Source organism: Shewanella putrefaciens (assembly GCF_016406325.1).
Classification (GTDB): Bacteria; Pseudomonadota; Gammaproteobacteria; order Enterobacterales; family Shewanellaceae; genus Shewanella; species Shewanella putrefaciens.
Window position 1 is genome coordinate 2,289,338 of record NZ_CP066370.1, and the last position, 22,036, is coordinate 2,311,373.

Below are 22,036 nucleotides of genomic sequence, written 5' to 3' on the forward strand. Positions count from 1 at the left end.
AAATAATAAGCAATTGAATGATTTAGCTCTCGTATTTGGCCAATGATTAACCTTAAAACGCTCAGTCTAAGCAGTGAATACCAGCCCTTTGTCGATCCACAAACCTTAACCATTGACGGTTATGAAGCCCTCGCCCGCTTTTATTTTCCCGATGGTAAGGCCATTGCGCCTAATCTTGTATTCGAGCAATTACATGAATCCTCAGAAATGTTAGCGGCTGTTGAATATCAAGCAAAAGCATTTCAGCTCGCTCATGCTCCGCGAAACCAACCCATTTTTATTAATGTTGACCCACATGCCGTTGACGGACCGCATACAGCAAAGCTGCTAGCCTTGTTATCAGACTATCAGCAGATCACGGTCGAAATCATTGAGAATACCTGTGTGAGCGATGCAGATCTTGCCAACCAACTTTTTACAAAGTTTAAGGAGGCCAACATTAACGTCGCACTCGATGATATTGGTGCGCCCCATTCCATGTTATCTGTGGAATTAATGATGAATGTGGATTACCTCAAATTTGATCGCCATTGGTTAACCTTGATTACACAACCTCAGGGGATCCAATTGTTAACTGCACTTATCGACTTTGCAAAACGCTCAGGAAAGCGCTGTATTCTGGAAGGAATAGAAACTGAAGCACACCTAGCCTTTGCAAAAGATATTGGCGTACATTTAGTGCAAGGGTTTTTATTCAAGTCATGGTTTATTCGCCCGATAAGTACAGAAACCTTACATTTTACCTAACCTCATCACTAAGCTCGGTTTTATTGAAAAATATGTAATGCACCTTTGACTCATTACTCCCAACTGGATATCAAGGGAATTATCCACCATAGTGATAGGACGAGTCGATTATCGACTCTCCTCTAGCATGGCATAAGGAGTCTAGTGTGGCACCATCAGGGATTAACGACCTATTAGCACAACTTGAGCAAGTGCTACTGGGTAAACCACGGCAAATTCGCCTCGCACTCGCCTGCATACTCGCCCGCGGCCACTTACTGATTGAAGATCTCCCCGGCATGGGCAAAACCAGTCTTTCCCATGCTATCGCCCAAAGCTTAGGCCTCAGTTACCAAAGAGTGCAATTCACTAGCGACATGCTTCCCGCCGATATTTTAGGAGTCTCCATTTTTGATAAGCACCAAGGGCAATTTATTTTCCACCCTGGCCCCATTTTCAAACAAATGGTCTTAGCCGATGAGATTAATCGCGCAAGCCCCAAAACTCAAAGTGCCCTGCTTGAGGCCATGGCGGAACAGCAAATCTCCGTTGATGGCATCACCCACAAACTCCCACATCCCTTTTTTGTTATCGCAACACAAAATCCAACGGATCAATCGGGTACGTTTCCGCTACCTGAATCCCAGCTAGACCGTTTTATGATGCGGCTTTCCATTGGTTATCCAAGCCACGAAGCTGAACTTGCCATGCTTAAAACTCGCCATACACCGCAAATACTGGATCAATTGCCCCAATGTTTAACCCCGATGACCTTAATGCAGTTACAAGAACAATGTGACAAGGTCAGTGCATCCGATGCCCTACTCAATTACATCTTGGCTTTAGTGAGCTTTTCTCGCACTCACACTGAAAGCCTTGGGTTATCTCCCCGCGCCACCAAAGCCTTACTGCAAGCAGCAAAGGCATGGGCATTTTTAGCAGGACGGCATTACCTTGTCCCAGAAGACGTACAAGCCGTATTTGGCTGTGTCGCGGAGCACAGACTCAGAACCAGTAGCCAATTACAAGGCGAAGCGATTTCAGAGCGTATCCTCGCCAGCGTGAATCCCATTATGTAATGGGTAAGATGAATGTCGTGATATAGACAAAAACCAGCATCAATGATGAGGACAGAGTGAAACGATTAATCATGCGCATTTGGCAGCAATGGCTTGAAAGACGCCTCCCTCCCAATTCCGAAATCACCCTCAGCCATCGCAGTATTTTTATTCTGCCCAGTGGGTTTGGGCTTATCTGGCTCAGTCTTGTTTTACTGTTATTTATATTTGGAACCAACTACCAAAACAATTTGGTGATCGGGTTAAGTATTTTACTCTTAAGTCTTTTTCACACTTGTATTCTCTACAGCTATAACAACCTTGCTGGGCTACATTTACGGGCAGATATACCGCCTGAAGTTTATGCGGGGCAAACTCTCACCTTCCCCATTCAGCTTAAATCCCACCATAACCGTTATCATATCCACCTAAAATACCCAAACAATCACAGTTACACGCTTATGCTAGTCGGCATAGATGAAGTCCAAGCCCTCGTTCCCTTTGAACATGGAAAACGCGGTATTGTGAGACCGGGACGACTGACCATTGAATCTTGCTATCCACTGGGGCTTTGTCGTACCTGGTCCTATGTTGATTTGGCTATCACTCATATCGTCTATCCAAAACCAATAGAAACCCCACTCCAACTTTTAGCAAGGCTTGAACACACTGAGCCACCCAGCACATTCACAGGCCAACATGTAGCGGGTATTGATGAGTTTAAAGGGCTCAAACCCCATGTACTGGGCGAATCCCTTAAGCAAGTAGCCTGGAAACAATGGGCGCAGGGACGCGGCATGCTAAGTAAAGAATTCGAGCAACCTCAAGGTAAGCCTCTATGGTTAATACTGAGGCCCGAACCTAAATCGCTTGAGCGCCAATTAAGCCAATTAAGTTGGCAAGTGAATAAACTGAGTCAAGGTGAGCAGCATTTTGGCCTCTGGTTACACATCCCTTCTGGCAAGGATATTATTCTGCCGCCCGCTGTCGGCAATCGTCATCGCATGGCTTGCCTGAAAGCTCTGGCACTCTATCGGCTCAATCCACACACGCCACAAGCGGGTGATCTCCCCCATAGTGCTAGCGCTGATTCACTTTTTAACGCCAAGGAAAACATTGAGAAACTGCGCACATTCACGCCGAGCCGCTCAAAATGAGCCTATCAAAGCCTACGGATGAAGTTATCACAGTCCCACAAATCGGTGACAATATCAGCCGTCAAACTCTCTTTTGGCTGCTACTGACTAACCTTGCCGTATTAAGCCCCTTATTTGATAAAGCAACCCCTTGGACACTTGGGATCTGCGCAATTTGTCTACTTTGGCGCATAGGCATTTATATAGGCAAAGTGGCGAAACCGCCGCGCTTTTTAGTGACAAGTTTGGCTATTGGTGCTGCCATCACCTTAGCACTGGTCTCAGGTCAAATGGGGGTACTCAATGCCTTAATCAATCTGCTTATTTTAGGTTATGCCTTAAAATACATTGAGATGCGTAATCAAAGGGATGTTCGAGCTGTAGTGGTAGTTGGCTATTTTCTGATTGCGCTGACCTTTATAGATCACCAATCTATGCTAAGCACTGTGCATTTGCTCACAGTGACAGTGGTGAATACCTGCGTACTTGTGACGTTATATCAAAGTCAATACAGATGGCAACATACATTGTGGTTTGGGGGCAAGTTGCTGTTACAGAGTGTACCGCTCGCGTTATTGCTCTTTTTAGTCTTGCCCCGCTTTACACCGCTCTGGCTCGTCCCCAATATGAAAGAGGCCAAAACAGGCTTATCCGATATCCTTGCCATTGGTGATATCAATAAACTAACCCGCTCCACCGAGCTTGCCTTTAGAGCAAGTTTTACAGAACACACGCCACATCATGCTGACCTTTATTGGCGGGCATTGGTGATGGAAGATTACGACGGAGTGACATGGCGACAAGAGAAAGGGATCAAAAAACTGCAACAGGATGCCTTGATTTTTCCACCCTCTAGACCAAGCCCTGCCCTACAGATCTCCACGTTAAACATGAAGGACAATCAAGCAAAGGTTCGCCGTCAACAGGTGCAGGTTTATCGATATCAGATCATTGCCGAGCCAAGTCATCAGCCATGGCTTTTTGGTCTTGATGTGGCCTACAGCGAAGATAAAGCGGTAGTCAATCTACCCGATTATCGCATTGTAGCCCTACGTAATCTCGATCAGCGAATGAGCTATCAGCTTGATTCTTGGCCCCATGCCAAAATGGATCTTGTACTCTCTTCTCGGCAAAGGGATATCAATCTGGCGCTACCAGATAAAAGTAATCCACGTACCCTGCAACTTGCGCAGCAATTTAAGCAAACCTACCCCGATGCCAAACAACGCCTCGGGGCCATAATGCAATATTTCAGCACTGAGCCCTTTTTCTACACGCTTACACCACCTACGCTAGGGCCACAGCAAGTGGATGATTTTCTGTTTGAAAATAAAGCGGGTTTTTGCGTGCATTATGCAACTGCATTGATTTTTATGGCGCGGGCGACGGGTCTCCCCGCGCGTATGGTCACGGGCTATCAAGGCGGTGAATATAATCCCAAAGCGGGGTATCTGAGCGTATATCAATATATGGCACACGCGTGGGCCGAAGTTTGGCTTGAGAACGAAGGTTGGGTACGTTTCGACCCCACAGCTATGGTGGCGCCTAATCGTATTGAACTCGGTTTTGATGCCGAATTTACACCAGAGGACAGTTACCTAAAAGAAAGCCCTTTTAGTAGCTTACGCTTTAAATCCACACCATGGCTCAATGAGCTAAGACAACGCTTTGCCAGCATAGATTACTACTGGAGTATGTGGGTATTAGGCTTTAATCAAGAAAGACAAAATCAGGTGCTCAGTCATATTTTAGGGGATGTCACTAAAACCAAAGTAGCGGTATTTATGGGGTTGTGCCTAAGTTTGATTGGACTTTATATCGCCTACAGCGTGGGATTATTTCACCGTAAGCAGACAAATGATCCGATAAGTTCACGCTATCAAAAAATTTGTTTACGCCTTGCAGCACATGGGATAACGCGTCAAGAAGGTCAAGGCCCGAATGATTTTGCCGCGCAAGTGATGAAAGTTTATCAACATAAAGCACCTAACTTTTGCACCCTATTTAATGCATTAACCCAAAGCTATGTCGCGCTTAAATATCAAAATTTATCCCCCAAAGTATATCAACAACAGTTAAGGCAATTTAACAACACGGCAAAGGCAGTATATTGGCGATTAATACGGCCGAATAACCCATTAAAATAGGCACTAAATCAACTGAAAAAGTAAAGAGTTGAATCTTATAAATCAAACACATAGAATTGCTTTTACTGACACTATTGTCATTTACCTTGTTGCTACTTAAACAAACCATTGTTTGTTAAACAATAGTCACTCACAACACCACGAGTTGCCCATGCTAAAGTTAATCCAGTCTAATCAAATGGAAGTACTCTGTGCCCATTTAGCCGCTTACCTTCGCCAGAGTGTCCCCAATACACGCCTATTACGCAGTGAGCATATTCTGGTACAAAGCCCCGGTATGTCGACTTGGTTACGTCTTGAAATTGCAAAGCAAAATGGTATTGCAGCAGCACTCGAATTTCCACTGCCCTCCAGTTTTACATGGCAGTTGTGCCACCATTTATTACCTAATGTCCCGAAGGAAAACGCCTTCACTAAGGCCGCAATGACCTGGAAACTCATGCAGTTATTGCCCCGTCTGTTAGCGGATGATGCCTTTGGGCCACTTAGGCACTATTTAGGTGACATAAGTTTACATGCGTTAAGTGACATTCACATAAATGGATTGGATGAATTGGCGCATCAGCGTCCTGCCGATGATATTAAGCTGTATCAGTTGTGCGGTCGTATTGCCGATATTTTCGATCAATATTTAGTCTATCGCCCCGACTGGATGTTAGCTTGGGAGCAAAACCAGCACCCTATAACGCTCAACAAACCGCTCAATGAAGACCAACGCTGGCAGCCTATTTTATGGCGCGCCTTAGTTGCCTTTAATCGAGATGAACTCAATCAAAGCCATTATCACAGGGCAAACCTGCACAGCGCATTGATTGAAGTGCTCAATGATCCCAATACCTCACTAACCCCGTTGCCTCAACGGCTCTTTGTATTTGGTATTTCATCAATGGCGCCTCAAACCCTTGAAGTGCTTTATCATTTAGCAAGCCGTATTGATGTGATTATCTTGAGTTTGAGTCCATGCCAGCATTATTGGGGTGATATTATCGATCCACGGCACCGTGCACGCATGGCGGTGCAATACGCAGGCAAGCGCCAATTAGCAGAGCAATGGGAGGATAAACTCGAGGTTGGTAATCCTCTGTTAGCAAACAATGGCAAGATGGGGCGTGAGTTACTCGATATGTTGCTTGAGCTTCCCGCCGAGCATTGTGATTTTGGTGATGATGTTTACTGTGAACCTTGCGATGACCCTAACGATCCTGCCAGTCACGCCAGTATGCTCCACGGGGTGCAATACGATATTTTAGAGATGCAGACCTTAGATAGCGTACTTGGGCCTGATGCTGCGCTTTACCAAAATATCGCAGCACGCCGCATACTTAAAAAAGATGACGAGTCAATACTCGTTAAGAGCTGCCATAGCCCACTGCGAGAAGTCGAGACCCTACACGATCACCTTCTCGATATGTTAAGTCGCCATCCCCAATTGTCCCCCAAAGATATTGTCGTGATGATGCCCGATGTCGCCGCCTATGCGCCTTATATCGATGCCGTGTTCGCTGCCAAACAGGGCCTGCATTATATTCCCTATGCCATCGCGGATCGCGGCGCGGCACAAGAATCACCTCTTATTAATAGTTTTTTGAATTTACTTGGGATTAATCAAAGTCGTTTCGGCTTGACCGATATCCTTAGCATCCTCGAAGTACCCGCCATTTTGCGCCGTTTTCAGCTTGATGACGATGAATTACAGCTGATCCGCCGTTGGCTTGATGAGGCTGGTGTCCGCTGGGGCCGAGATCAACAAAGTCGCCTAAAGCAAGGTGTCCCCGCATTTGAGCAAAACTCTTGGGCCTTTGGCATAAAACGGCTGATCTTAGGTTATGCCTTAAGTGACGATGCGCCGCTCTATCAAGATCATTTAGTGGTTACCGGCATAGAAGGACAATCGGCACAAGCACTCGGTAAACTGCTCAACTTTATCGAAACACTCGATGAAACCCAACAAATACTCGAAAAGCCCCAAACGGGCGCCGTGCGTTTAATGGAATTAACGACATTATTAGACGCCTTTTACGACACAGATGAAGACGAGCGCGAGCAGTTACAAGATATCCGCGATGCCATTGCCACCCTAGAACAAGAGCTATTATCCGCAGGAAAACCGATTGAGGCACTATCAACAGCCCAAGCCGATATCGCCACATCGCTAACCTTAAGCATCGAAGTATTACAGCAATGGTTTAATCAGCGTTTAACGGAATCCCGCGTTGGTCAACGCTATCTCGCAGGCAGTGTCAACTTTTGTACCCTTATGCCCATGCGTTCCATTCCCTTTAAGCTTGTCTGTTTGCTCGGGATGAATGACGGGGTATATCCAAGGGTGCAACACCCAGTCGGTTTTGACCTTATGGCCCACTTTGGGCCGCGCAAAGGTGATCGCTCCCGCCGTCTTGATGATAGATATCTGTTTTTAGAAGCCCTACTCTCAGCGCGCGAGCAGTTATATATCAGCTACATTGGTCGCAGTGAAAGGGACAACTCGGAGCGTATCGCCTCGATGCTTGTTTCTGAACTGATTGAATATTGTCAGCTTTGTTATCTGCCTGAAGATCTATCGCCGCAGCTTGCCACTATCAGTAACAGTGAAGAGGTAGAAAAAGCCCTGCTCAATGAGATTGTCAGTCAACAGCCATTGCAACCCTTTGATCCTAAGTTGTACCAAGCCGAAACGGCGGGCACAAAAGGGATCAAGCAAAGTTACAGCCAACAATGGTGTCCACCCAATACTCGAACGGATAATGGTCGTTTTATCGATGAATTCACTCGGATAGTGGTCGAGAATGAAATCACACAGGCCGCTATTATTGAAGAAGAACATCTGGATATTTCAGCCTTGATCCGCTTCTTTCGTAATCCGGCACAATACTTCTTTAACCGTACACTCAAGGTTGATTTAAGCCTTAATATTCAAGCTGATGACAATGACGAACCCTTTAGCTTAAATGCCCTTGAACGCTATATGTTACAAGCACAACTACTCGACAATAGCATAAGCCAAGGTGTGTTAGAGCCGGACATTGAGCTTTTAAAACGCCTAAAAGCCAGTGGTAACTTGCCCATGCATCCCTTTGACGATCTACTGCTACGCCAATATCAGCAGGACATTAAACCGCTTATTGGCAGGACCTTATTCCTTAAAGGCGAGCAGCAGAGCCATCATGCAGACATTAGGCTCAGCTTCGATTTAGCGATTTCACCCACAACTCAGCCCAGTCAAACGCGCAGAGTATGGCTTGAAGGTCGCATTGATGATATTAGCCCTAAGGGACTCATCAATTACCGACCCGGCAGTGCCCATGGCCGCGATATATTGAGGCTGTATTTACGCCACCTGTGCCTTATGGCGATGGGGTATGACCATGCTAGCTATCTATTGGATATGGGACATTTTCATGCGCTTTCGCCCATCACGCCAGAGCACGCCCACCAGCTATTGACTGATTTACTGCAACTCTTTTATCAAGGTCAACAGCATCCCCTGTGTTTTATGCCACGCACCGCCCTTGCTTACGCGAGCAGTGAAGGCGAACATGCTGAAAGACTCAATGAGGCACAGGCTGAATGGCTAGATGAACAAGGAGAAATAGGTGAAGGTACAGAGCCACATTATCAACGGCTATTCCAATTCCCACAGGATTTTACTGAAAACACCTTTGGCGTACTCGCCGACCGTATTTATCGCCCCATGGTCAGTTTATACGTGAAAGACACGCTGGCTCAGCTTGAGGACTTTGCCATCAATCATGGCATGAACCTCGGTAGTGTTAACTTAGATCCAACGGCCGACATCAATAGCGTTAGCACACAACAGCATATCTCACGGGGAGAATAAAGATGGGTGAAGATAGGATGTTGAGTACACACACGACAACCCAAACGCCAACAGTACAACATCAGGCTGAGGCACTTAACCCACTGACATTGCCCTTTGGCGGCAGTCGGCTGATAGAAGCCAGCGCAGGAACGGGTAAAACCTATACTATTTCAGGTCTTTATCTGCGTTTACTCCTAGGTGATGGCATCGATCCCCCTTTAACCTGTGAACAAATTTTAGTGGTCACCTTTACCAATGCCGCAACTGAAGAATTAAGGGATCGTATTCGTCGCCGCATTCAAGTCGCCTTTAAGTGTTTTTTAGGCTTGCCGATTGAGGATCCCTTTGTACAAGCACTTTACGACAACACGCCTGTTGATGAACGCTCAATTGCCCTTAGGCGTTTCGATTTAGCACTAAAATCCCTCGACGAAGCCGCGATTTTTACTATTCACGGTTTTTGCCAGCGAATTTTGTCGGATCTTGCCTTTGAATCATCCCTGCTTTTCGAGTCAGACTTTACCTTAGATGATAGCGAATTCCTGCACCATGCTGTGCGGGATTTTTGGCGTGAGGCTTGTTATCCCTTACCAGACTACTTAGCCCAAGTTATCGCAAAAGAGTTTGGCGAGCCCGACGGTTTAATCAAACAACTGCGGCCATTACTGGGGGCGAGCCAAGCGCAACCGCTTAGCCCAACAGCAAACTTTACCACCTTAGCGCAATCCCTCAGCCAGAGTTTAGAACGCTTCAAGTTAGCTTGGCCCCGTGGCCGTGATGGATTACTCGAGTTATTGCATAACTTGCCACTTAATGGCACGCGATTTGGCAAGCCAAGTGATCATTATCCCAAGCTTGCCGCGATGTTCGATGCCTTAGATAATTGGCTTGCCTATGGAAATGGTCTACCGCCCATAAAAGTATTGGAGGATTTATCCCTATCGGAACTTAAGCTCAATAAAGGCGGCGTGATCCCAAGTGTAAGCGAAGCTCCACTGCTTGATCATATGGAGCAATTGGCGGCACTCATAAAAGCCGTTAAACCCGCGTTTTTGTATAGTGCTAAACAGGGCATTAGCGCGCGTTTTGCAAAACAAAAACAACAACAAAATGTATTGACGCCAGATGACCTACTCACCACCTTAGCCGAAGCATTAAATGCCAACCGTCAGACCTTACCCAAAGCGGTAGCAAGTCGTTTCCCTGTGGCATTGATTGATGAGTTTCAGGATACAGACCCCCTGCAATTTGCTATTTTCTCAAGCATTTATCAAACCCATCACGCATTCAATTTACCAACTGATAATCACCTTAATCATGCTGAAAAAAACCTCAGTCTATTGATGATTGGCGATCCTAAACAGGCGATTTATGCTTTTCGTGGCGCCGATATCTATACCTATATCGAGGCTCGCAAAGCCACTGAAGCCCACTACCACTTAGATACAAACTACCGCTCAAGCACCAATATGGTCGCTGGCGTTAACCATTTATTTAGCCGACATCCCGATCCTTTTATCAGTCAATCGATTCCCTTTGACAGCGTCAAAACCCCCAGCAGCGCGAAGCATAAAATCTTAACCGAGCCAAGTGAAAATCCCGCTGCGCTCAGAGTAAGACTGTTAAGTGAAACCGAAAATGGCCTAAATAAAACCACGGCAAGGCATCGACTCGCTAACGATGCTGCGGCAGAAATCACCCGTTTGTTAACGAGTGCCGCCCATGGTGAATGCTATACCCCTAAAGGGCCATTAATGGCTAAAGACATTGCCATATTAGTGCGTGATCGTAACGAAGCCGCAGTAATGAAAGCGGCACTCAGTCAGCGCCAAATCGGTGCCGTGTTTTTAAGTCGCGACAGTGTATTCGATACCCTTGAAGCGCGAGAAATGGCGTTGATCCTACGCTCACTGGCAAACCCCAAAGATGAGCGCGCACTGCGAAGCGCCCTCGCCACGGCATTACTTGGTTATAACGCAGAACAAATTCATGCATTTAACCAAAATGAAGAGCAGAGACAACAACTGTTAGAACAGTTTTTTGATTTACACACTATCTGGCAAAAACGCGGCATCATGCCGGCACTGCTCAGTCTTGCCAATAGTACGTCGCTTATCGAACGTTTGCTGCACGCACCTCAGCCCAAGTTGGATAGCAATCAAGAACAAGAAATAACATACGGTGAACGGCGCTTGACCGACTTTCGTCATTTAGCTGAACTATTACAGCAAAAGGCCACGGAACTCGACGGGATAAGTGCCCTACTCAATTGGTATGAACAACAACTTATTGATAATACAGGAACAGATGAACAACAGCTTCGCCTAGAAAGCGAGCAGAATTTAGTGCAAATCGTCACTATCCATAAAAGTAAGGGACTCGAATACCCCGTTTGTTTCGTGCCCTTTGTCAGTCTGGCGCGGGACAATCGCCGTCGCCCAACACCTATGCTTTACCACAAAATAAACCAGACTCATGGGCAAGCGTTAGTGTGGGATATTGAAGGAACAGAGGAAGGCTGGGAGCAGTTTAGGCAAGAAACCTTGGCCGAAGATCTCCGGCTATTGTATGTGGCACTCACTCGGCCTGTGTATCTGTGTTACTTGTATATCGCTAACCACAGCCGTCAACTCAAAAATGGCCTAAAAAGTCAGCTCCATGAAACCGCTATTGGCTATCTTCTGGGGATCACCGATGCCGATTGTGATTTTAACCGTATCAGCCAAGCAGCACAAAATCTTGCTCAAGGTATTGATGCGATTAGCATTGATAAAATACCAGAAGAAACTAGCCTGCAAACATTGCCATCAAGCCATGATGCAACGCAAACACTCGCCCCCAAAACAATCCATCGCCAGTACAGTACACCTTGGCGAGTCGGCAGTTATTCTGGTTTAGTGAAAAATACCAGCCACGGTAAAGCCGCGCCCGGTGCCGATGATGAAGCTCTTAGTGTCTTAGAACAAGGTATTGCATCACGCGACCAACTTAAAACCGATAACAGCTTAGATCCTAAGCCATTTGGGCTTAATCGCTTTAACTTTGAGCGCGGTGCAAACGCGGGGAGTTTTATGCACTTAGTGCTCGAGCTAATTGATTTTACAAAGGCAGAGTTCGATTTACCTGAGCAACTTCCTAAAGCCATGCTGCAATATGGTATCGCAGCCGAATGGGTAGACGTCTTGCATGCTTGGTATCTTGATATCCTCAAGGCACCCCTTGCACTGATGCCCGCTGAAGCCGAAGCGACGACTCCACTTATCAATCCAAAGCTGTATTTGGCCACATTATCAAAACAAGATACCTTAGTTGAAATGGAGTTTTATTTACCCCTTAACGCGCTAAAAGATACACAGCTTAATGCGTTATTGAATCAGTTTGGTTATAGGTCAACCCTTAAATTTGATGATCTTCAAGGTATGCTGAAAGGTTTTATTGACTTAACCTTTGAATATGAAGGTAAATTTTACATTGCTGACTATAAATCCAACCATCTCGGTGATGATATATATGCCTACCATCAGGCGGCTCTTCAGGGAGCAATTAAAGAACATCACTATGATTTACAGTACATTCTTTATTCCCTCGCCCTGCACAGATACTTACGATTGCGCCTGCCCGCATATGATTATGACACCCATATAGGGGGTTGTTATTATTTGTTTTTAAGGGGAATGTCTGCTCAATATCCTGGCTATGGTATTTATTATGATAAACCGTCTAAGGCACTGATCTATGCGCTGGATGCTTTATTTGATAACCCATTTATCGACACTGGAGTTACGGTATGATGCGCTCAACATTCGGCTTAAATGCGCACGCTCATTCAGCGGAACATTGGGTTGACTATGGCGCCATCCAACTTACGGCGCCACTAGCAGATTTACTCAAACAATGGGAGCAAGAGCGATTGATAACATCGCTCGATCGGCATTTTGCACTACAAATGAGTCAGTTACATCAAGGTGATAGCCAAAATCCCCTGTTTATCTTACTCTGTGCGCTGTTGAGCCAACAGTTATCTTCACAGCATAGTTGCTTAGTACTTGCCCATATCGTGCCTCTCAACCCCATGGCAGAGCAAGTCAGTCATTGTAAAATCACATTAAGCCTTGATGAATTAACTAGCATTCTGCAAACCTTTGATGCCGTGGGCCAAGCTGGCAGCAATAAACCCCTGATTATCGAAAATGGCAGACTCTACTTACAGCGTTATCATCAGTTTGAAACTGCTGTTGCCACCTCGTTAATTCAATTATCCGCACAAACCAATACTGTAAAAGTTGAGGATCTCAAAAGTCACTTAGATCAGTTATTCCCTGCCAACAATGCCGAAATAATTGATTGGCAAAAAGTGGCAACGGCCACCGCACTTGGCAAAAAGCTGGCGATTATCACCGGTGGGCCTGGCACAGGTAAAACCACAACGGTGACTAAGCTATTATTATTGTTGCAATTGGAATCAAACCAAACGATCCGCTTAGTCGCTCCTACGGGAAAAGCCGCGGCGCGCTTAAGTGAATCCATTAAGGCCTCAAAAGCCCGCCTTGCGAAAGAACTGAGCCTTAATCAAAGTGACAATAGCCAAGCAATATTTTTAACCGCACTCAGCCGAATACCAGAAGAGGCCTCGACTTTACACCGACTACTTGGGGTCATTCCTAATTCACCTCAGTTTCGCCATCATCAAGGTAATCCGTTAAGGCTCGACTTATTGATCGTGGATGAAGCCTCGATGGTAGATTTACCTATGATGTATAAGTTGTTAAATGCCCTACCAGAGCATGCCAGTTTGATTTTACTGGGGGATCAAGATCAGTTGGCTTCCGTTGAAGCGGGTGCTGTACTTGCCGATATTTGTGCAGGTTTAAAACTGCCTATGCCGCAAGGAGGTACACAAGAATCACTTTGGCAAATGCGCTATTCGCTCGAACAGGCCACACAACTCAGTATATTGACAGGCTATGACTTAACACCATTTATCAGCCAGTCCCCCAAAATAGGGGATAGTTTATGTATGTTAATGCATAGCCATAGGTTCAAAGGGGATGCGGGCATAGGACTCCTTGCAAGTGCAGTTAATCGCGCTGATCTTCAAGGGATTCTACAGGTGTGGCGCCAAGGATTTGCGGAGCTTAACTGGTTAGAACACAGTACTCATCTAAGCCAAACCCAAGCTAAAATCAGTGAACCTGCACACAACACTGGGCTTAACTTACTGCTTGAACAAGCATGCGCACAATATGGCGATTACCTCGGTTTATTAAATCAGGATATAGGGAATCGTCCTAGCACCGCAGAAATTATCGAGCGTTTTAACCACTACCGGATTTTATGCGCCATGCGCTCGGGTGATTATGGGGTAGAAGGTATTAACAGCTATGTCACCCAAGCGCTCACCCATGCCAAACTTATCAAACCACAACAGGAGTTTTATTTAGGCCGCCCGATTATTATCCAAAGTAATGACTATAACTTAGGCTTGTTTAACGGGGATATCGGACTAATTCTACAGGATGAAGATAAACCCGAACGCCTAATGGCACACTTTATTAAGGCCGACGGTGGTCTGCTTAAAGTCTTACCCGCACGTTTACCAAAGCATGAAACCTGCTACGCGATGACAGTGCATAAAAGCCAAGGGAGTGAATTTAATCGCGTGGCTTTGGTGCTACCACCGAGTCCAAGCCTAGCTCAGTGGCAACTATTAACTAAAGAATTAATTTATACGGCAATTACCCGCGCGAAAGCACATTTTACTTGCTTAGGCACCCAGCAAGTTTTTGAGCGAGCCAGCAGCCAAGTCACCCAAAGGGCATCGGGTCTTGCCGATAGACTTTGGGGTTAAGGAGTAAGATTGATGGCTGAAAACATCATTAAATTAAATAACATACAAGAGGTTACCGCGCTATTTGATAACATAGCGCCGGAAGCAAATCTGCCCGCTATATGCTATGAAAAGACCCGCTATATTCCATGGTCCGTATTTCAGAATATGCAGGTTTATGCACTCGATTTTGAGCCTTATCTTTCCATCGCTCAGCGCTGCAATATGCACTATTTTGGGATAATGCAAAGTAAACATCGTGTGTATCTTGCCCACTGCAATGATGCAGGCCATGCACCGCGCTGGGAGGCAAGGCCGATGACCTTGGCACAGATCATGGATAGTGAATTAATGGAGTATTTGAACCAAAATCACGCCTATAACTTAGGTTTAAAGATAAGTTTCGATCTCGATTATGCAATTTAACCCTATGATAACCACACGTAATTTAACAGTGACCGAGATCCAATTGAAGGTCAATCTACAATAGATAAATCGACTCATTTATGCCTAAAAGACCAACGTTTAGTCCAGCAAATACCCTCGTCGTACTTGATTTTGAAACATCGGGTTTATCACCCAATCAAGGAGCTAGAGCCATCGAAATTGGTGCAGTATTGATTGAAAATGGCGTGATAACCCAACGATTTTCAGAGCTAATGGATCCTGGCTTTAGGATCAGCACTTTTATTGAAGACTACACAGGGATCAGCAACCAAATGCTGAGAAATGCCGCCCCCTGCCACGAAGTGATGGCACGTTTTGCCGATTTTATTGGCGATAACCATTTAGTGGCACACAATGCAGGCTTCGATCAACGCTTTCTTGATGCTGAATTTGCCCATATCCACCACCAGTATCAAGGCCAATTTGCCTGTTCTTTACTACTGGCAAGACGTTTATACCCCTTAGCGAGCAATCATCAACTGGCGACTCTAGTACGTTATAAACAATTGCCTAATAACGGCACCTTTCACCGAGCTTTAGCCGATGCAGAAATGACTGGCCACTTATGGTTAGCCATGCTGGCGGATTTACAGCGTGATTTTGCGATCACATCACCGCCTTTTAGCCTAATGCAAAAAATAACTCAAAAAACAAAAGCCGATGTGGCTAAATTTATCCGCCAATACAGCGCGAAATAGAACCCTTAACCCCACTAAAATAGACGAATGCTGTGCACATTCGTCTATTGCGCAGATTAAGAGTCTTATTAATTAAAGGCCTAATTGGTCAAGTAAATCATCGGCATTAGCATCTGTTGTAAGTGAGGCTATCGCGGGTTTATCTTTCATTTTGGACCAAGGTGATACATCGCTATCGTTACTCGCACCGTTATTACCATGTTGCTCAAGCAAACTATCTGGATCGAATTCCTCATCGTATTCAAACTCGTCCAACTTAATAAATTCAGTCTTATCCATTGCAAACTCAAGGTAAAAAATATGGTTATTTTCTGTTTTAAAGGACACCCTTCTTGCGACAGCATCATCTAAATTTGCATCAATAGAAATAGTTAACTCTTTATTAATAGTCAACATCTTAGGTTGGCTTTGGCTAATGGATGTTTGCAACTCTTTAGAGATTTTATTAATAAAATCACCAAGAATTTGATTCATTAACTCCCCCATCACATTTCCCACTTCATCAGAAGTGTGGGAAAACGCCAACTCGGACTCCGGCATTCCCATATTCAACATATACCGACGATAGATCTCAATGGCGGCGGAAGCTGAAAAGTTGATCACGACAAGTCCAGAAAAACCACCATCAAAAATAGAAAAACAGCCAAGATCTGGCTTAAGGCGAGTCCGAGCAATACTCTGCACCATACCCGCATGGCTAACATGGCTAGCACTCGTGCTCGATAACACGTGGGCCACCGAATGACATAGCTTAAGTAAAATATCATCCGAAGTAACAATTGTATCTGTAGTCATAATCAATTCTCAAACTGAACGATGAATTAATCTTGCGCGTAAAACCCAAAAAAATCAAAACTAAAACAATTGATTAGCCTCTTTTATCAAGAATAAAACCGTGAAAAATCTGTAACCTATTGATATTAGGTTAGTCTTCCAGATGATATGGCAATTCAAAAACAGGGCGAATAAAGAATAGGCTCGTTAACACTCACTTTTCAAAACCGTTGAATAAGATATCCTGCTTAAGATCAAAGAAACCTTCGATTCTTATTAACCTGTTACTAAATTTAGTAGTAAGTGATTCAATTAACAATGATTCGCATGTATATTGAGTTACACTATTTTTGTGTGTATTGTGCCTTTAAGGAACCCAAATGATCACATTTTTACGTCAACTGACAATATTGCAACGACTGATGATAATGCTCATCATGGCGGCAATAGGTACTGTTTGTTTTGCTAGCTTTTCAATAAAATTACAGTACAACAATTTGATAGAGCAGAAATGGCAACAGATCGACGGGCAACTTGGCAGTGTTTTGAGCATACTCGATGCCCATCGCCAAGATGCCCTTAATGGGAAATCCACCGAAGAAGAGGCAAAAAAAGCTGCAGCGGCATTAATGACCCAAATTCGTTATGCTGGCGCGGGTTATTTTGTTGTGATAGATGATACAAATCAAATCGTTGCACACGGTGAAAATAAGGCTTTAATTGGCACTTCTGCCATGAATGTTAAGCTGACAGATGGTTCAACCCCATTAGCAACTATGTTGCCGTTAGCGCGCAAAAATGCAAAAACCACCTTAGAATATCCATTTACGAATCCTGTCACTAATGTGATTGAAGATAAACTTGCCGAAGCCCGTTATTATCCTCAATGGGGCTGGACGATTGTTACTGGCGCATATCTTAGCGATGTAGAAAAAAACCTTAAATCGGTCATCGTTGATTATCTGATTATCATGTTTTTAATCTCTGTCCCCATTTTTGCCTTTTTCCTCGTATTAAATCACTCCATCACCTCACCACTTAACGATGCCATTGAAGCATTGGAAGACATTGCCCAAGGTGAAGGGGATTTAAGCCAACGTTTAAGCACTAAAGGTAAAGATGAAATAGCCCACCTTGCCCAAGCTTTTAATCTTTTTGCACAAAAAATTGGCGATATGATTGGCCACTTACAACCTCTTGGCCATTCATTAGATAACGATGCAAAACAATTAATGCAAGCCGTTGAAGAGTCCAATCAAAGTGCTGAGCATATTCATCGTGAAACAGGCAGTGTTGCTACCGCGGTGAATCAAATGCTCTCAACTACCCATGAAATGGCGAACAATACCCAACAAGCCGCAGATGCAGCAAATAGTGTTAAAGAACAAGCTCAGCAAAGCCAAATAGTAATAGACAATACCGTCCGCAACACTGAGAAACTCGTTCAAGAGCTTAAAGCCTCTGAAACCATAACCCAAAAACTTGGCGTTGCCTCAGGGCAAATTGGCAGTATTCTTGATGTGATCCGCGGTATTGCTGAACAAACCAATTTACTGGCACTCAATGCAGCGATTGAAGCCGCAAGGGCGGGTAGTCATGGTCGTGGTTTTGCTGTCGTTGCCGATGAAGTCAGAGCGTTAGCTAACCGTACTCAAGATTCGACGAATGAGATTCAGAAGATCATCACTGAGATCCAATCCGGTGTTAGCTCAGTGATGAAAAGTAATAGCCAAACCCAACATCAATCCGATGAACTGCAAGCTCAAGCTCACGAAGCAGGTAAATCAATGGCGGCTATTTTGCAATTGATTGCCCATATTAGTGATATGAATACTCAGCTTGCCAGCGCAACGGAAGAACAGTCATTAGTGACAGAAGAAATTAACCGAAATATCTGTAATATCTCAGATTTAACCGAAGTTTCGGTCAAAGCAAATGAAAGTAACAGCCATGCAGCACAATCGTTGCAGGACATTAGCCAAGATATGTCCCATACACTAGGTCAATTTAAAATCTAATTGGCCCAAGGTACATGTAAAAAGGCGCCAATCGGCGCCTTTTTTAATTAAAATGTTTCAAAACAAAAAACCTCACGCCTAAGCCAATAGGATTAGGGTATCCTGTCACAAATATCAACAGAGGAACAGCCGATGCGCATGACTTTAGCCGTTCACACTCGGCAATACACCATACATAGTTTTAGCCCCAATGCCCAACTACCGAGCAACATCTTTGCCGAAGATGTGTATTTTATCAGTAAAACTGCAGAAGGTTTTACGGTCGTTATCGGCAGTGATGTTGAACTAGACAGTCTTGAACAAGAAGGCCATTGGTGCTGTATAGAAGTGCTTGGGCCTCTCGGTTTTTCAATGACGGGCATTTTATCGAAAGTCTCTAGTACATTAGCCGACGTACAAATCAGTATTTTTGCTCTTTCAACTTTCGATACCGACTATATTTTGGTGAAACAAAGTCGTCTCACCAGTGCCATTGATGCTCTAAGAAAACAGGGTTATCAAGTTATCGAATCACAAGAAACACAGTAGAACGTAAAAGAGTGGATCCGCTATGTATGAAAAATTTGTCACTATTACCGCCAAACATGGTATTCACACTCGCCCAGCAGCATTACTCGTCAAAGAGGCTAAAACCTTTAACTGTGATGTTTTAGTGGAGTGCAATGGTAAACAAGCCAGTGCTAAAAGTTTATTTAAATTACAAACATTAGGTTTATATCATGGTGTTACTGTTAGAGTGTTTGCCGATGGGGAAGATGCACAGGATGCAGTTGAAAAAGTCTCCACACTCTTAATTACCTTAAGTTAAACTCTATTTCGCATTTAATTACGCGTAAATTGTAGGAATCAATATGTCGATAACAGGGATCATAGTGTCATCGGGTATTGCCTTTGGACAGGCATTACACCTTAACTACACCAAAAACTACCTCGATTATCGGCCCATTCCCCTCGCGAGGATCCCACAACAGCAAGCAAAGTTTTTCAAAGCATTACAGGAACTACAACAACAACTTAGCCATAGCCAAGCTAAACTTTCTGCCGAATGTGAAAATTATCAGCTTATTGAAGCCGATTTATTGCTGTTACAAGATGAAGAACTTATTGAGCAAGTCAAAGATGCCATTAGGACTCTGCAATTATCTGCCAGCGTCGCAGTTGAGCGGATATTCGCTCACCAAGCTAATGAATTAGCATCCCTTGACGGCCCCTATTTAGCCAATCGGGCGCAGGATGTGCGCAGCCTTGGGCAACGTCTCGTTTCTGCCATCCATGGCCACTTAGATCAAGGCTTAGAGAAACTACATTCTCCCACGATTTTGCTCGCTCAAGATCTTACCCCGGCTGAGTTTGCTTTGCTGCCAAAGGAACATATTAGCGGTATCGTTCTGAAAACTGGCGGGTTAACCAGCCATACCGCCATCTTAGCCAAAGCCGCGGGAATTCCCGCTATTTTAAGTTGCCAGTTTGATGCCGAATGTATTCCCAATGGTACGCCCTTAATTCTCGACGCCCTTAATGGCGAATTGTGGGTAAAGCCTACGCCAGAGGAGCAAGCTCGGCTGACGGTCACATTGCACCATGAACAGGCTCGACGTGCAGCACTCGATGACTATAAAAACGTCCCTGCACAAACTCAAGATGGGCACCAGATTAGCCTATTAGCAAACGTGGGCAACTTGAACGATATCACCCATGTAAGTGATGTTGGTGCCGACGGTATTGGGTTATTTCGTACCGAATTTATGCTAATGAATGCCAGAACCTTACCCGATGAAAAAGCACAGTACAGCCTATATTGCGAGGCATTACATGTTCTTGGAGGAAAAACTTTCACTATTAGGACCTTAGATATAGGGGCCGATAAAGAATTGCCTTGTCTATATCAGGAAGTGGAGGAGAATCCTGCACTCGGGTTACGGGGAATACGCTACACTTTGGCGCACCCTGAACTGTTTAAAACCCAATTGCGAGCCACGCTCCGGGCCGCTAATCATGGCCCAATTCGATTAATGTTTCCGATGGTCAATCAAGTCGAGGAACTCGAACAAATTTTTAAGCTGATTGCCGAATGTCAAGCTGCGTTAGAGGAAGAAGAAAAAGGTTATGGCGAATTGAGTTACGGCATTGTGGTAGAAACACCTGCCGCAGTACTCAACCTCAGTGCCATGCTGCCTAAACTGGACTTTGTAAGTATTGGCACCAATGACTTAACCCAATATGCCATGGCAGCCGATCGCACAAATCCGCAGCTTACACGGGACTATCCCTCACTCTCCCCTGCGATACTTGCCCTGATAAAAATGACCATATCACAGGCGAAATCAGCAGGCGTTAAAGTATCACTTTGCGGTGAACTTGCCAGTTCACCTCTTATGGTGCCCTTATTGGTTGGTATGGGTCTTGATGAACTGAGCGTGAATTTAAATTCCCTGCTAGAAGTTAAAGCTGCCATCTGCCAAGGGGATTTTGAACGATTTTCTGCGCTAGCGCACACTGCATTACAACAAGATAGAATTGCAACCTTACAGCAATGTATAACAAGCTATAAATAGTAGAATTTATTCGTTATGCTGCATCACGGATCGAAAAAATAATGACAAAAATCAATACAAGGGGCTCAACATTATGGGATTTCTAAGCCGCATAAGACGATTGGTATCGGGGCAACCCCATTTAGCCGGCGGTATCATGGTATATGCACCTGTGAGTGGTGATATTGTCGCCATTGAAAAAGTCCCAGATGTTGTTTTTGCAGAAAAAATTGTTGGAGACGGCATTGCAATTGCGCCTAAAGGTGATCAAATGCTTGCCCCAATTGATGGAACTATTGGTAAAATTTTCGAAACCAACCACGCCTTTAGCATAGAGTCACCACAAGGTTTAGAGCTATTTGTGCATTTTGGAGTGGGTACCGTTGAACTTCGTGGCAAAGGTTTTAAGCGACTTGCGGAAGAAGGCCAAACTGTAAAAGCTGGCGATCCGATTTTAGCGTTTGACATTGAGTATCTTAGGGATCAAGTCGAGAGTTTGCTTACCCCTGTAGTCCTCGCCAATATGGAAGACGTTAAATATCTTGATAAAGCTCAGGGAAGTGTGACCGCAGGTAAAGATGTGATCTTTACTGTCCAACTTTAATGATGAATATAAATTAAAACCGCTTATCCATTCTATGCCGCCGCACTGCGTACCTATAGATCACACTGTCTGTCACAACATCTAGGCTAGCTCATAGGATCTAGCCTAAGATATACACCTGCAATGTGCCATTAAGTAAGTTAACCTAGACTGGCCAAAAAGGCTTCTCTGATCAACGATAATACTCATCAATTCTCATTCCCAAATAACCCACATTACCTCACGCAAAACCCAAAAAAATCAACGT

The 22,036-nt window shown here is 44.6% G+C and carries 15 protein-coding genes; 14 read left to right on the plus strand and 1 reads right to left on the minus strand.

The window, feature by feature from the left end:
• The first annotated feature begins 42 nt into the window (after nucleotides 1-42).
• From JEZ96_RS10240 to JEZ96_RS10280, 9 genes are all read left to right on the plus strand, one after another.
• Complete coding sequence (locus tag JEZ96_RS10240) at nucleotides 43-747, plus strand: EAL domain-containing protein (RefSeq protein WP_025007704.1); 705 nt, start codon at nucleotides 43-45, stop codon at nucleotides 745-747.
• 146 nt (nucleotides 748-893) lie between these two features.
• A complete protein-coding gene (locus JEZ96_RS10245) occupies nucleotides 894-1,805 on the plus strand; it encodes an AAA family ATPase (protein WP_025007705.1) in 912 nt (303 codons plus the stop codon).
• Nucleotides 1,806-1,876: 71 nt separating this feature from the next.
• Nucleotides 1,877-2,941, plus strand: a complete 1,065-nt coding sequence (locus tag JEZ96_RS10250) for a DUF58 domain-containing protein (protein WP_128090313.1) — start codon at nucleotides 1,877-1,879, stop codon at nucleotides 2,939-2,941.
• On the plus strand, nucleotides 2,938-5,067 hold the full coding sequence (locus JEZ96_RS10255) for a transglutaminase TgpA family protein (RefSeq protein WP_025007707.1): 2,130 nt from the start codon (nucleotides 2,938-2,940) through the stop codon (nucleotides 5,065-5,067). Before JEZ96_RS10250 ends, JEZ96_RS10255 begins: the two co-directional genes overlap by 4 nt.
• Nucleotides 5,068-5,218: 151 nt before the next feature.
• Nucleotides 5,219-8,905, plus strand: a complete 3,687-nt coding sequence (gene recC, locus JEZ96_RS10260; protein WP_188960011.1) for an exodeoxyribonuclease V subunit gamma — start codon at nucleotides 5,219-5,221, stop codon at nucleotides 8,903-8,905.
• A gap of 17 nt (nucleotides 8,906-8,922) precedes the next feature.
• Nucleotides 8,923-12,678 (plus strand): exodeoxyribonuclease V subunit beta, encoded by a 3,756-nt coding sequence (gene recB / locus JEZ96_RS10265; RefSeq protein WP_061783343.1) that lies wholly within the window; start codon nucleotides 8,923-8,925, stop codon nucleotides 12,676-12,678.
• Complete coding sequence (gene recD / locus JEZ96_RS10270) at nucleotides 12,675-14,735, plus strand: exodeoxyribonuclease V subunit alpha (RefSeq protein ID WP_025007708.1); 2,061 nt, start codon at nucleotides 12,675-12,677, stop codon at nucleotides 14,733-14,735. Before recB ends, recD begins: the two co-directional genes overlap by 4 nt.
• Before the next feature lie 12 nt (nucleotides 14,736-14,747).
• On the plus strand, nucleotides 14,748-15,140 hold the full coding sequence (locus JEZ96_RS10275) for a hypothetical protein (protein ID WP_025007709.1): 393 nt from the start codon (nucleotides 14,748-14,750) through the stop codon (nucleotides 15,138-15,140).
• An 80-nt stretch (nucleotides 15,141-15,220) separates the two neighbouring features.
• Nucleotides 15,221-15,859 carry a 3'-5' exonuclease gene (locus tag JEZ96_RS10280; protein WP_025007710.1) on the plus strand — a complete coding sequence of 213 codons (639 nt, stop codon included), beginning with the start codon at nucleotides 15,221-15,223 and terminating at the stop codon, nucleotides 15,857-15,859.
• Nucleotides 15,860-15,931: 72 nt separating this feature from the next.
• Here the strand turns inward: JEZ96_RS10280 and JEZ96_RS10285 are convergent, their stop codons facing one another.
• Entirely contained in the window at nucleotides 15,932-16,654 is a 723-nt protein-coding gene (locus JEZ96_RS10285; protein ID WP_011789223.1) for a DUF3334 family protein, read from the minus strand.
• A 359-nt stretch (nucleotides 16,655-17,013) separates the two neighbouring features.
• Between JEZ96_RS10285 and JEZ96_RS10290 the strand changes: the two genes are divergently transcribed.
• The 5 genes from JEZ96_RS10290 (at nucleotide 17,014) to crr (ending at nucleotide 21,789) form a co-directional block, all read left to right on the plus strand.
• Nucleotides 17,014-18,651: a methyl-accepting chemotaxis protein gene (locus tag JEZ96_RS10290; RefSeq protein ID WP_014610503.1), complete on the plus strand. Its 1,638-nt coding sequence runs from the start codon at nucleotides 17,014-17,016 to the stop codon at nucleotides 18,649-18,651.
• Between the two features lie 132 nt (nucleotides 18,652-18,783).
• Nucleotides 18,784-19,179, plus strand: coding sequence for an ACT domain-containing protein (locus JEZ96_RS10295; RefSeq protein ID WP_011789221.1), 396 nt, complete (start codon nucleotides 18,784-18,786; stop codon nucleotides 19,177-19,179).
• A gap of 22 nt (nucleotides 19,180-19,201) precedes the next feature.
• On the plus strand, nucleotides 19,202-19,459 hold the full coding sequence (locus JEZ96_RS10300; RefSeq protein ID WP_011789220.1) for an HPr family phosphocarrier protein: 258 nt from the start codon (nucleotides 19,202-19,204) through the stop codon (nucleotides 19,457-19,459).
• 43 nt (nucleotides 19,460-19,502) lie between these two features.
• Complete coding sequence (gene ptsP, locus JEZ96_RS10305) at nucleotides 19,503-21,206, plus strand: phosphoenolpyruvate--protein phosphotransferase (RefSeq protein WP_198779800.1); 1,704 nt, start codon at nucleotides 19,503-19,505, stop codon at nucleotides 21,204-21,206.
• Nucleotides 21,207-21,279: 73 nt separating this feature from the next.
• Nucleotides 21,280-21,789, plus strand: a complete 510-nt coding sequence (gene crr, locus JEZ96_RS10310) for a PTS glucose transporter subunit IIA (RefSeq protein ID WP_011789218.1) — start codon at nucleotides 21,280-21,282, stop codon at nucleotides 21,787-21,789.
• The last annotated feature ends 247 nt before the right edge of the window (nucleotides 21,790-22,036 follow it).